This window comes from Streptomyces melanosporofaciens (genome assembly GCF_900105695.1).
Classification (GTDB): Bacteria; Actinomycetota; Actinomycetes; order Streptomycetales; family Streptomycetaceae; genus Streptomyces; species Streptomyces antimycoticus.
On sequence record NZ_FNST01000002.1, the window covers coordinates 4,819,985 to 4,832,252 of the forward strand.

Sequence of the window (12,268 nt, forward strand, 5' to 3'; positions counted from 1 at the left end):
GCGCTCTGGGTGACCGCGCGTCAGACGGCGAGCGGGGCGGGGCTCTGCGGGGCCGTGCCGCGCCCGGTGATGGCGATGAAGGCCTCCTGGAGGGTGGCGTCCGGTGAGCCGCCGTACTCGGCCTTGAGCCGCTCCGCCGTTCCCTCGGCGGCCACCAGGCCCTGGTCGACGATGACCAGACGGTCGGCCAGCGCCTCCGCCTCGTCCAGGTAGTGGGTGGTCAGGAAGACCGTCATGCCGTGCTCGGAGCGCAGCCTGCGGATCAGCTCCCACAGATCGGCGCGGCTGCCGGGGTCGAGGCCGGTGGTCGGCTCGTCCAGGAAGAGGATCTCGGGCCGGTGGACCAGGCCGAGGGCGATGTCCAGCCGCCGCCGCTGCCCGCCGGAGAGCGCGGCACAGGGGCGGGCCAGCAGGTCGGCGAGGCCCAGGTCCCGGGCCAGCTCCCCGGCGCGGGCGGTCGCCTCGGCCTTGCTCATCCGGTAGAGCCGCCCCTGGGTGACCAGCTCCTCCCGTACGGAGACGGTCGGATCGACCCCGCCGGCCTGCGCCACGTATCCGATCCGCCGGCGCACCCCCGCCGGATCGCGGGCGAGGTCGCGCCCGGCGACGGTGGCGCTGCCGCCGGTGGGCGGGAGCAGCGTGGTGAGCATGCGCAGCGTGGTGGTCTTGCCCGCCCCGTTGGGCCCGAGGAAGCCGAGGATCTCACCGCGCTCGACGGTCAGGTCGATACCGCGCACGGCGGTCACGGGGCCGCGCTTGGTCCGGAAGGTGTGGGTGAGGCCGTTCGTCGTGATGACTGCCATGCGGTTCAGAAAAACAGAGACTCACTAATTTTGCAACGACCCCAAAAATCAAGCAGCACCAGCGAAGCTAGGATGAAGTCATGGCGGAAGGACTCAGGGAGCGGAAGAAGCGGCAGACCAGGCAGCACATCTCGGACGTCGCGACCGGGCTGTTCATGGAGCGCGGCTTCGACGCGGTCACGATCGCGGAGATCGCCGAGGCGGCCGAGGTCTCCGTCAACACGGTCTACAACTACTTCCCGGCCAAGGAGGACCTCTTCGTCGACCGCGAGGAGGAGGTCGTCGACCGCCCCTCCCGGCTCGTCCGCGAGCGCGCGGCCGGACGGTCGGCGGCGCAGGCGCTGATGGACCAGTTGCGCCAGGACATCCGCGAACGGCACGCCTACGTCGGGCTGACCGAGGGCTATGAGCAGTTCCGTCAGGTCATCGTGGAGTCCCCGACGCTGATGGCCAGACTCTTCGCCATCCAGGGCCGGACGGTCCACCAGCTCGGTGCCACCCTGCGCGAGGAGGCCACCGCCGACCCGCGGGACCCGACGCCCGAGTTCATCGCGCACCAGCTCATCGGGTTGCAGAACGCCGTCCTGCGCTCCATCATCCGCGGGCTCGCGGAGGGTGGCGGCGTGGACGAGGTCGCCGAGGACGCCCTCCGCAACGTCGATGTCATGGAATCGCTTCTCAGCGACACGGTGCTCAACTATGCGGTGAAGAACACACCGTGACGCGCGTTACGAGGGGCTGCCCGCAGGGGTGAACGGGCGTTAAGGTCCGGCACATCGGACTGTTGACCAGATCAGATGGAACAGAGGGGTGTGTGTCGTGGCCAAGAAGCTCGCGGTCATCGGAGCCGGACTCATGGGGTCCGGTATCGCGCAGGTCTCGGCCCAGGCCGGCTGGGACGTGGTGCTGCGCGATGTGACCGATGAGGCGCTGCGCCGCGGCACCGACGGCATCAGGGCCTCGTACGAGAAGTTCGTCTCCAAGGGCAAGCTGGCGGCCGAGGAGGCCGAGCGGGCGCTGGGCCGGATCACCACCACGACCGACCTCGACGCGGCCGCCGACGCGGATGTCGTGGTGGAGGCGGTCTTCGAGAAGGTCGAGGTCAAGCGGGAGATCTTCCGTACCCTCGACGAACTGGTCAAGGACGACACGATCCTGGCCTCGAACACCTCCGCCATCCCGATCACCAAGATCGCCGCGGCCACCCGGAACCCGGAGCGGGTGGTCGGCACCCACTTCTTCTCGCCCGTGCCGATGATGCAGCTGTGCGAGCTGGTCCGCGGTCACAAGACGAGTGACGAAACCCTGGCCGCCGCACGGGAGTTCGCGGAGGGCGTCGGCAAGACCTGTATCGTCGTCAACCGCGATGTCGCGGGCTTTGTCACCACCCGGCTGATCTCCGCACTCGTCGTGGAAGCGGCGAAGCTGTACGAGTCGGGGGTCGCCACGGCCGAGGACATCGACACGGCCTGCAAGCTGGGCTTCGGCCATGCGATGGGGCCCCTCGCGACGGCCGACCTGACCGGCGTGGACATTCTGCTGCACGCCACCGACAACATCTACACCGAGTCGCAGGACGAGAAGTTCGCACCGCCGGAGGTCATGCGCCGGATGGTCGACGCGGGGGACATCGGCCGTAAGAGCGGCGAGGGCTTCTACCGCTACTGAGGGCCCTGGTGCGGCGCCAGGCCCGGAACTCACCCTCCTGGGTGAATTCGGTATCGGTTCGCTTACAGACGGCAACTTCCGCGTGTGAGAGGCAGTCAGTTCTGTAGACAGAAATGGCGCATTGACGACACGACGCACCGTATAGGGGAGCGCATATGCACATCAGGGGCGACCACGCCGAGCTGGTCGTCGGGGGCCGACTGGACGTCCGGAGCGCGGCGGACGCCCGTACGGCCCTGCACACCGCCGTCGACGCCGGCGGCGGGGATCTCGTTCTCGACCTGACCGAACTGGACTCCTGGGATGCCACCGGGCTCGGGGTGATCATGGGCGCGCACCGCCGCGCGGGCCGGGTGGGCAGACGGCTGGTGCTGCGCGGGGTGCCGCCCCAGATGCAGCGGCTGCTGGTGGCCACCCGGCTGCATCGCATCCTGGCGATCGAAGGCGGGCTGGAGGCGGAGTCACTGCCGCGAGTGTGAGCCGTGCGGGCCGGATATCCGGGGGTGCTGGGTTACCCGGGGCGGCGTGGGCCCCCTCCCGCGCGGTGGATACTGTGAGCAGGTCCAGGCCGTGTGATACGGCCCGGGGTTCGGTGGATGCCGGACACATTCCCTACGGCGGCACCGGACCAGAAGCGAAGGCAGGCCGGGGAGCCTTACAGCACGCCACGCATCTGGGGGGCAAGGACCATGGACCCGAAGAACCGCGGATCGCAGGAGCACGGCTGGGACGAGTCCGGGCCGGGTGCGGCGTCCGGTGCGCCGCCTGCCGCGGAGACTCCCGGCGCCGGCTCGCCGTCGCGCCCGCCCGCGCCGGGGCTGCCGGGGGATATACCGACGCCTCCGCCGGGCAGCCCGGTGCCCGGCTCCTCCGCCTCCTCCGTATCCTCCGTTTCCTCTGATCCTTCTGCGCCTCCCGCCCGCACCGCGCGCATCGTCACCGGTGACTACCTGCTCACCGTCAACCCCGTCGACGGCAGCGAGATAGAACCCTGCCCGCCCGGAGAGCGCCCCGCCCGGCCCGAGCGCCACGGCCCCGACGAGCGGGCCGAGCTGCGCCACGCCGCCGCCGCGCCGCGTCCTTCCGGCACCGTCCTGCCCGACCTGCCGATGCTGGAGCGCGACGAGGAGCGGGAGCGGCTCGCCCGGCTGCTCGCCCGCGGCCGCTCGGTGCGGGTCACCGGGCCCTCCGGTTCGGGCCGCAGCACCCTGCTGGAGGCCGTCGCCGCCGACTGCGAGCGGCTCGCGCCCGACGGTGTCGTACGCCTCTCCGGCTACCACCGCACCCCCGCCGACCTCCTCCACGACCTCTACGCCGCCGTCTTCAGCGCCCCGCTGTACCGGCCCGAGCGCGCGGAGCTGCTGGAGGCGGTCCAGGGGGTCGGCGCGGTCGTCGTCCTCGACGACATCGAGTTCGGCGGCACCGCGCTGGACGAGTTCCTCGACGCGACCCCCGAATGCGCGTTCCTGATCTCCGCCACCCCCGATGTCCCGGCGCCCTCCGCCGAATCCCACCTCGAAGAGGTCTTCCTCTCCGGGCTCAGCCGTACGGCCGGTCTCGACCTGCTGGCGCGGGCCGCACGACGGCCCCTGGAGGAGGACGAGGCGAGCTGGGCGGCCGACCTGTGGTTCGAGTCCGAGGGGCTGCCGCTGCGCTTCGTCCAGGCGGGCGCGCTGCTGCGACAGCGCGACGCCCTGCGCGACGACCCCTCGGCGCGCGAGGCCGGCGGGGGCCATGACGTCCCGCTGCCCTCGATCGCCGAGGCGGCGTCCCCCGCCGCGCTGCTCGCCGGACGGCTGAGCGAGGCGGCCCACGACGCCCTGCGGTTCGCGGTCGCGCTCGGCGGCGAATGCCCGCACCAGGTGCATCTGCGCGCGCTGTCCGCGGACACCCACGCGGACGCCGCCCTCGGCGAACTGCTCGGCTGCGGCCTCGTCACCGCGGCCGGGGCGCACCACCGGCTGGCGGCGCGCGTCACCGCCCAGCTCGCGGAGGAGGGCTACGCCGACGCGGACGCCGGGCGCGCCCATGCCGTCGCCGGGCACTACGCCTGGTGGGCCGGGCACCCCTCGGTGGCCCCCGAGCGCGTCGCCGCCGAGGCCGACGCGATCCTCGCGGCGATGACCGCGCTCATCGGCAGCCGCGAGGCGGGCCACGCGGACGCCGCCGTCCTCCTAGCCCGCGCCGCCGCGCCCGCCTTCGCGGCGGCGCTGCACTGGGGCGCCTGGGAGCGCGCGGTGCGGCACGGCCAGGAGGCCGCGCGGCTGGCCGGACAGGTCGCGGACGAGGCGTACTTCCACCATGAGCTGGGCGTCCTCGCGCTGTGCACGGGCCATCCGGACCGGGCCCGCGCCGAGCTGGAGGCGTCCATCGGGCTGCGGGGCGTCCTCGCGGACAAGCGGGGCACGGTCGCGGGCCGGCGCGCGCTGGCGCTGGTCGCCGACCGCTCGCCCGGATCGGCCATGGCCGGGGCGTTCGGGGCGGGCGGCGGAAGCCGTAAGGGCGAGGACGTGACGCCTCCGGCCGCGGGCGCCGCACCGGGCGACACCGAGACCACGATCGTCACCCCGAAGGCGGCCACGACGACACCGATGCCTGCCACGGGCACCCCGGCCCCGGCAAAGGCGGTGACGGCGGTGGTCCCGGCCGTCTCCCGCACCACGGTGGCCGCCTCCGCCACTCCCGCGCCCCTGGCCTCCGCTTCGGCCCCCGCCTCCGCCGGGCCCTCGGGCGACGAGCCGCGGGGTCTGCGCCGGCTGGCGGTGCAGGGTGCCCGGCGCAATGTGGTCGCGGCGTCCGCGGGCGTGCTGCTGGTGGCCGTGCTCGGCACCGTCGTGACCCTGGGCGCCACGTCGGGCGACGACTCCGACAGCCCCTCCGACAAGGTCAAGCCGGACCGGTCGGCCTCTCAGCAGGACGACGACAAGGGCCTGACCGCCGACGAGCCCACCCACGGCACCGGCCAGGGCCCCCAGCCCGGCCTCAGCGGGACACCCAAGGCATCCACCTCCCCGACCGCGCCGAGCAGCAGTGGCTCGCCCAGCGGCACCACGGCGTCGGGCGACCCGTCGTCCACCAGCGGCTCGCCCTCCGACACCGAGGAGCCGCCCTCGCCGCCGTCGTCGGACCCCACGACCGGCGGTCCGCGGCCGACGACCAAGCCGCCGACGAGCAAGCCGCCGACGCCGACCGGCGAGCCCACCAAGCCGACGCCCACGACCTCCGCCCCGACGCAGACCCCCACCGGCGACACCTCCACGACGGCGAGCGCGCCCACGACCCACACGGCGCCGGGCACCGCCTCTCCGGTCGCCTAGCCGGGAGCGCTGTACGGGGGCACGGGCCGCGGGGGCCGCGGGCCATGGGCGCCATCACGCCAGACGGCGCCCCGCCCCCGTGGCGTGATCTCGTCGCCCCCGTACGACAGAAGGGCGCCGGGGCCCGACGGCCCCGGCGCCCCCGCGTCAGCCCCGTGTCAGAACAGCCGGAGCTTGTCGTCCTCGATGCCCCGCAGCGCGTCGTAGTCCAGCACCACGCAGCCGATGCTCCGGTCCGTGGCGAGGACGCGGGCCTGGGGCTTGATCTCCTGGGCGGCGAAGATGCCCTTCACCGGGGCGAGATGCGGGTCCCGGTTGAGGAGTTCGAGATAGCGGGTGAGCTGCTCGACACCGTCGATCTCACCACGGCGTTTGATCTCCACGGCGACCGTCGTCCCGTCCGCGTCGCGGCAGAGAATGTCCACGGGACCAATAGCAGTGGGGTATTCACGCCGAATAAGTGTCCAGCCATCGCCCAGTGTCTCGATCCGATCGGCGAGCAGCTCCTGCAGATGGGCCTCCACACCGTCCTTGATCAGGCCAGGGTCGACGCCGAGCTCATGCGAGGAGTCATGGAGGACCTCCTCCATGGTGATGATGAGCTTCTCGCCCGCCTTGTTCACGACCGTCCACACATCGTCGTCGCCTTCCTTCAGCGTGCACGGCGGAGACATCCAGTTGAGGGGTTTGTAGGCCCTGTCGTCCGCGTGGATGGACACACTGCCGTCGGCCTTGACGAGGATCAGGCGGGGTGCCGAGGGGAGGTGGGCGGTGAGGCGGCCGGCGTAGTCCACGGAGCACCGGGCGATGACGAGACGCATGGTCGGCAACGCTACTCGACCACCGCCGCCCGACGCGATTCGTCCGGCGATGGACCCCTTCGGGGATGGCTGGTTGTGTGCCCATTCTCCTGGTGCGGGCGGAGTGGCCGAATTACCGTTGAAGCGGGCGGTCGTCGGACGGGTACGCTGCGTCGCCGTCCGCCCTTCCCATCCCTGAGACCCCGCTCGCGGGGTCGCGAGAGGAGAACCCATGTCGCTCGACGTCTCACCGGCCCTGCTCGAACAGGCCGAGCGAGGCGAGGTCGACGAAGCAGCCTTCGTCGACTGCGTCCGGAACTCCCTACCCTACGCATGGGAGATGATCAGCTCGCTGGTGGCCCAGCTGAAGGTGGACGGCGGGGAGTTCGCCGACAACCAGACGCCGCCGCCCGATGAGCAGGCACGCGGTCAACTGCTTCGCGCACTCGCCAGTGACGCGATACGCGGCGCGCTGCAGCGCCACTTCGGGGTGCGGCTGGCCTTCCAGAACTGTCACCGGGTGGCCGTCTTCCCGATGGACGCATCCGCCGACGAACGCCTCGCCCGTTTCACCTCGGTCCGGGGGCAGCTGCTCAACCAGTCACCCGAACTCCGCGACTGCTGACGGGATGTCCGCTGCCGCTCCACCAGGGGGAGGTGTATCAGCGCAGGAGCGGCAGCACCTCACCTCCGAGCCGTCGTACGTTCTCCTCCGTGGCGATCAGATCGCCCGACCCCTCGACCAGCAGCGCGAACCGGCGGATCCCGGTACGCTCCGCGGTCGCCGCCAGCCGGTCGGCGCACAGCCTCGGCGATCCCACCGGATGCAGCTCGCACAGCAGCTCCGCATAGGCGACCGGGTCGCGCATCCGGCGCTCCCGGCCGTCGACCGTCACGTGCGCCTCAAGACCCTGCCGCAACCACCCGGGCATCGCCTTGGTGAGGATCTCGGCCGCCGCGGAGCGGTCGTCCGCGATCTGCACCACCCCGGCCGAGACATGGCGCGCCGCCACCGCCTCGACGTCCTCCGGTGAACGGCCCGCCTCCAGCGCGGACTTCCGCCACAGGCCCACCACCTCGGCCTTCTCCTCGTCCCCGCAGTGCATGCCGAGCAGCATGGGCAGCCCGCGCTCGGCGGCCAGCCGCACGCTGGCGGGCGAGGTGGAGGCGACGACCACCGGCGGGGCGTCCACGGCCGGCCCGGCGAGGGCGTCGTCGGAGCGCGGCACCACCGCCACCTCGCGGAAGGCGAACCGCTCACCGTCCGCCCCCACCCGTGGCTCGCGCAGCCAGCGCAACAGCAGATCGAGTGATTCGGGGAACCCCCGCTCGTACGCCCGCAGCCCCGAGCCGAAGACCTCGAGGTCCACCCAGGGGCCGCCACGGCCGACTCCGAGCGTGAACCGGCCACCGGAGAGGAGATGGAGCAGTGCCGCCTGCTCACCCAGCGCGACGGGATGCGCGGTCGGCAGTACGCTCACCGCCGTACCGACGCCGATCCGGCGGGTACGTCCCAGCAGGAGCGCGGCGAGGGTGACCGCGGACGGGCAGACCCCGTACGGAACGAAGTGGTGCTCGGCGACCCAGACCGCGTCCAGCCCCGCCTCCTCGGAGAGCTCGGCCGACCGCACCGCCCGGTGCAGCGCCTCCTCCTGTCCCTGGCCTGGGAATTGAGCGGCCAGGATGAAAGCCCCCACATCCATCGTGATCCCTGCCTCCTTGTCGCGGCTGATGTGCCGGCGCGGGCATCCCCCTTGTAGGCATTAACGCCTGACACGTGCCAAGGGCACGGCCGGGCATGAATTTTTCATGATGATCAGAGGATGAGTGTGGACGACGACTTTCCAGGACGGTGACCGTAGCGCGTACGCTGGTCACAGTCCGTTAGTCACAGTTCTGTCGAGGTGCCCCGTGTCTCCACGCCGAAACCGCCCCCGAGGCGGCGAGAAGCCCGTCGGCCACGAGAGTGCGAATCGCTACGGCCTCGATCGCATGGAGACCTGGCAGGGCGAGGAGTGGGTGGTCCGGCAGGTCGGGGGTGGGGCGGCCGCCAAGCACTACCGCTGCCCGGGCTGTGACCAGGAGATTCCACCGGGGGTGGCGCATGTGGTCGCCTGGCAGCAGCACATGGGCGCGGACGACCGGCGCCACTGGCACAAGGCGTGCTGGAGCGCACGGGACCGCCGGAGCGCCAAGCTCCAGCGGTCCCGTAACGCACCGCGATACTGACTCGGGCCTCGAGCTCTACAAGGATTACGGAGCGCTACACATCGCGCTTCTCCAGCAGCGCATACGCGGCGATCATCGCCGCCGCCGTGATCACGGCCAGCGCCGAAAGCTGGGGCCAGCCGCTGTTCAGGCCCTCGTCGATGCGGAAGAGGGAGGCCAGCGACTGGGGCGAGGAGTACTCCAGCATCTTCTTTCCCAGGTCGCGCAGGCTGTCCGACATCATCAGGAACGCGGGGAGGATGGCCGGCAGCAGCACCACACCGAGCATCGTGGTGATCGCGCCCGCGGAGTGCCGCAGGATGGCTCCGACGGCCAGCGAGAGCAGCCCCAGCAGCGACACATAGAGCCCCGCGCCGACGGTCGCGCCCAGGATCTGGTCGCTCGTCGGCTCCGTGACCTCGGGCCCGCTGTGCATCCCCATGCTCGCGTAGGCCACCAGCGCGAGCGAGACGGTCGTGGTGGTGAACGAGAGCGCGAAGAAGACCAGCGCCTTGGCGGTGAGCACCCGTGAGCGCTGCGGGGAGGCGGTGAGGGTGGTCCGGATCATCCCGGTGCCGTACTCGGAGGTGATCACGAGCACCCCGAGGGTGACGATGCACAGCTGGCCGAGCAGAGTGCCGAAGAACCCGGGGAGGGTGGTCGGGAGGGTGCGGTAGTCGGCGTCGTTCGTGGTCGCCGACACCAGGAGTCCGATGCCGAGCACCAGCGCGACCATGACGCCGAGCGTCCAGATCGTGGAGCGCACCGACTTGATCTTGGTCCACTCGGAGGCGAGGGCGTTGCCGAGGTGGGTGCGCCGGACCGGGATTGGCGAGGTGTACGGGCCCATACCGGCGTACGGCTGCGACGGGGGCCCGGACGGCACCGGCTGCTGGTACGCCTGGGGAGCGTGGTGGTGCGGGGCCGCTTGGTGCGGGGCCTGCGGCGGCATCTGCGGGGCTGCCTGCGGGGCGGTCTGGGGAGGACCCTGCGGAGGGCCCTGGGGGGCCTGCGGGGGGACGGGCGCCTGGGACTGGTGCTGGTACGGGGTCGTCATCGGGCGTCGTCCTCGTTGTCGCTCTTGGTCAGATCGGCGGGGGCGGGGGGCGCCGCGGGCGGCTGAGCCGGGGGAGCGGGGGGAGCCGGGGGCGGTGTTGCGGGGGCGGCCGGAGCGGCAGGGGCTCCGGACATGGCCATGCCCGGAGCGTGCGGCTGCGACTGCGGCGGGGCCGGCGGTTCGGCGTACCCCGGCAGCACGGTTCCCGGCGGGAAGCCCATCGGCGCGCCCTGCGCTCCCGGAGCGCCCGGCGCATAGCCGTACGGCGCGCCCTGCGGCACCGCGCCGGGCATCTGCTGCTGCAGGGCGGCGCGCTCGTCGACGGTCGAGCGGTAGTCCACCGCGCCCTGCGTCATCCGCATGTACGCCTCTTCCAGCGACGCCTGGTGCGGGGAGAGCTCCCACAGCCGGACGTCCGCCCCATGCGCCAGATCGCTGATGCGCGGCAGCGGCAGCCCGGTCACCCGCAGCGCGCCGTCCTGCTCGGGGAGCACCTGGCCGCCCGCCTCGCTCAGCGCGGCGGTCAGCTTCTCGCGCTGCCCCGGGTCGCCCTCGGGGGTGCGGACGCGTGCGAAGTCCGCCGAGTTGTAGGAGATGAAGTCCTTGACGTTCATGTCGGCGAGCAGCTGACCGCGCCCGATCACGATCAGATGGTCGGCGGTGAGCGCCATCTCGCTCATCAGATGGCTGGAGACGAAGACGGTGCGGCCCTCGGAGGCCAGCTGCTTCATGAAGTTGCGGACCCAGAGGATGCCTTCGGGGTCCAGGCCGTTGACCGGCTCGTCGAAGAGCAGCACCTGCGGGTCGCCGAGGAGGGCGGCCGCGATGCCCAGACGCTGGCCCATGCCGAGCGAGAAGCCCTTGGAGCGCTTGCGCGCCACGTTCTGCAATCCCACCACGCCCAGCACTTCGTCGACCCGGCGGGCCGGGATCCCGGACAGCTGGGCCAGGCAGAGCAGATGGTGACGTGCGCTGCGACCGCCGTGCACCGCCTTGGCGTCCAGGAGCGCGCCGACCTGGCGGGGGGCGTTGGGCAGCTTGCGGAACGGGTAGCCGCCGACCGTGACATGGCCTGCGGTGGGCTCGTCGAGGCCCAGGATCATCCGCATCGTGGTGGACTTGCCCGACCCGTTGGGCCCGAGGAATCCGGTGACGGCGCCGGGCCGCACCTGGAAGGACAGGTTGTACACGGCCGTCTTGGCGCCGTAGCGCTTCGTCAGACCGACTGCCTCGATCATTCTCCGCCCCTCATGAGCATGGGTCGGGCGTGCTCGCCCCCGGTGAGGGTTAGGAGGATAGCCGGGGTGTTGACGGTTCCCACTATTCGGGAGATGTGAGCGCACCGTAACTCTTGGGGCCTGCGGAGCCTGCGGAGGCTTCGGGGTCTGTGGTGCTTGTGGGGTCTGTGGTGCTTGTGAGGTTTGCGGGGTCTCTGGGGGCGCCGGGGGCGTCGGGCTCGTCCTCCGGGCAGCGGAGGAGGTCGGGCTGCGGCAGCGCCCAGCCCTCCTCCTCGAAGATCCGGGTGCCGGACTTCCGTACGGCGGGGTCGGCGCCCGCGCGGGCGACCCAGGTGCCGGGGTCGGGCCCGAGGAGTTCGCGCAGCCGCGGCGAACCGGCGAGCAGGCGGGTGAGCAGGGCGCTCTGGTCGCCTCCGCCGGGGAGGGGACGTTCGGTGCCGTCCGGGGACATCAGCACTCCGCGCTCGCCGACGTAGAGATACGCGCCGCCGAGGCGCTCGCCGGACGGCATCACCATCGGGTACTCCGTGCCGGACAGCAGGACGCGGCGGTAGTTGGGGTACTCGGTCGCGTCCACGGCTGCCAGCTGCTCGGTGTCCAGCCAGCTGATGACCAGGGGGGTACGGGCTCCCGGCGCCGTGTACGGGGCGGAGGCCACGTAGCCGTACCGGGCGATATGGGCCGAGCAGCCGACCGCGATGCCGTGCACGTCGACCGGGACCATGGGGACGGTGGCCGGGTGGCCGGGGCGGGACAGCTTGTGGTGCAGCTGGGCGGGGGAGGCGTTGGAGCCGACCGCGATGAGGGGGTGGCGGGTGGCGGTTGGGGGGTGGCCGAGGGCGGTGAGGATGGCGTCGAGGGGCTCCCGGTCTTCTTTCGGCGCTCCGCCGGGGCTTGTATCGACTGTCCAGGTGCCCAGGCGGTCGCCCCGTGTTGTGGGGGTGAGCTCCCATAGCTCGCCTGCGGTGAGGAGGGTGGGGCGGGTGATGGGGCGGCCGGGGTAGGTGAGGGGGTGTTTGGCGGGGATGTCGGTGTAGCCGAGGGTGGGGAGGGTGCGGTCGGTCACGGAGGGGTGTCTCCCCCGCCCCGCCCCTTCCCGAAACCGGGCCCCGGCCCGGCCCCGGCCGGGGCTCCGCCCCTGGACCCCGCTCCTCAAGCGCCGGACAGGCTGGGTTTT

General features: G+C 72.1%; 12 protein-coding genes. 6 read left to right on the plus strand and 6 right to left on the minus strand.

What is annotated here, in order from left to right; genetic code table 11:
* Window positions 1-20: 20 nt before the first annotated feature.
* Window positions 21-803: an ABC transporter ATP-binding protein gene (locus BLV72_RS23765; RefSeq protein WP_093464711.1), complete on the minus strand. Its 783-nt coding sequence runs from the start codon at window positions 801-803 to the stop codon at window positions 21-23.
* A gap of 80 nt (window positions 804-883) precedes the next feature.
* On the opposite strand from BLV72_RS23765, the gene BLV72_RS23770 reads away from it, so the two are divergent.
* The 4 genes from BLV72_RS23770 (at window position 884) to BLV72_RS23785 (ending at window position 5,788) form a co-directional block, all read left to right on the plus strand.
* Complete coding sequence (locus BLV72_RS23770) at window positions 884-1,525, plus strand: TetR/AcrR family transcriptional regulator (RefSeq protein WP_093464712.1); 642 nt, start codon at window positions 884-886, stop codon at window positions 1,523-1,525.
* Between the two features lie 97 nt (window positions 1,526-1,622).
* Complete coding sequence (locus BLV72_RS23775) at window positions 1,623-2,471, plus strand: 3-hydroxyacyl-CoA dehydrogenase family protein (RefSeq protein WP_093470509.1); 849 nt, start codon at window positions 1,623-1,625, stop codon at window positions 2,469-2,471.
* Window positions 2,472-2,626: 155 nt separating this feature from the next.
* Window positions 2,627-2,950, plus strand: coding sequence for an STAS domain-containing protein (locus tag BLV72_RS23780; RefSeq protein WP_014054940.1), 324 nt, complete (start codon window positions 2,627-2,629; stop codon window positions 2,948-2,950).
* A gap of 210 nt (window positions 2,951-3,160) precedes the next feature.
* Window positions 3,161-5,788 (plus strand): ATP-binding protein, encoded by a 2,628-nt coding sequence (locus BLV72_RS23785; protein WP_093464714.1) that lies wholly within the window; start codon window positions 3,161-3,163, stop codon window positions 5,786-5,788.
* Window positions 5,789-5,946: 158 nt separating this feature from the next.
* On the opposite strand, the gene nucS is transcribed toward BLV72_RS23785, so the two are convergent.
* Entirely contained in the window at window positions 5,947-6,609 is a 663-nt protein-coding gene (gene nucS, locus BLV72_RS23790; RefSeq protein ID WP_203348529.1) for an endonuclease NucS, read from the minus strand.
* Between the two features lie 211 nt (window positions 6,610-6,820).
* Here nucS and BLV72_RS23795 point away from each other — a divergent pair, with 211 nt between their 5' ends.
* Entirely contained in the window at window positions 6,821-7,213 is a 393-nt protein-coding gene (locus BLV72_RS23795; protein WP_037951008.1) for an SCO5389 family protein, read from the plus strand.
* 37 nt (window positions 7,214-7,250) lie between these two features.
* Here BLV72_RS23795 and BLV72_RS23800 read toward each other — a convergent pair whose 3' ends face one another.
* Window positions 7,251-8,291: an LLM class flavin-dependent oxidoreductase gene (locus tag BLV72_RS23800; RefSeq protein ID WP_093464715.1), complete on the minus strand. Its 1,041-nt coding sequence runs from the start codon at window positions 8,289-8,291 to the stop codon at window positions 7,251-7,253.
* 208 nt (window positions 8,292-8,499) lie between these two features.
* Between BLV72_RS23800 and BLV72_RS23805 the strand changes: the two genes are divergently transcribed.
* Window positions 8,500-8,817, plus strand: a complete 318-nt coding sequence (locus BLV72_RS23805) for a hypothetical protein (RefSeq protein ID WP_059147802.1) — start codon at window positions 8,500-8,502, stop codon at window positions 8,815-8,817.
* Window positions 8,818-8,851: 34 nt separating this feature from the next.
* On the opposite strand, the gene BLV72_RS23810 is transcribed toward BLV72_RS23805, so the two are convergent.
* The 3 genes from BLV72_RS23810 to BLV72_RS23820 all read right to left on the minus strand — a co-directional run bounded on the left by BLV72_RS23810 (window position 8,852) and on the right by BLV72_RS23820 (window position 12,157).
* Complete coding sequence (locus BLV72_RS23810; protein ID WP_208905705.1) at window positions 8,852-9,853, minus strand: ABC transporter permease; 1,002 nt, start codon at window positions 9,851-9,853, stop codon at window positions 8,852-8,854.
* Entirely contained in the window at window positions 9,850-11,091 is a 1,242-nt protein-coding gene (locus BLV72_RS23815; RefSeq protein WP_093464717.1) for an ABC transporter ATP-binding protein, read from the minus strand. Before BLV72_RS23815 ends, BLV72_RS23810 begins: the two co-directional genes overlap by 4 nt.
* 82 nt (window positions 11,092-11,173) lie before the next feature.
* Window positions 11,174-12,157, minus strand: a complete 984-nt coding sequence (locus BLV72_RS23820; RefSeq protein WP_244320936.1) for a hypothetical protein — start codon at window positions 12,155-12,157, stop codon at window positions 11,174-11,176.
* Window positions 12,158-12,268 lie beyond the last annotated feature (111 nt).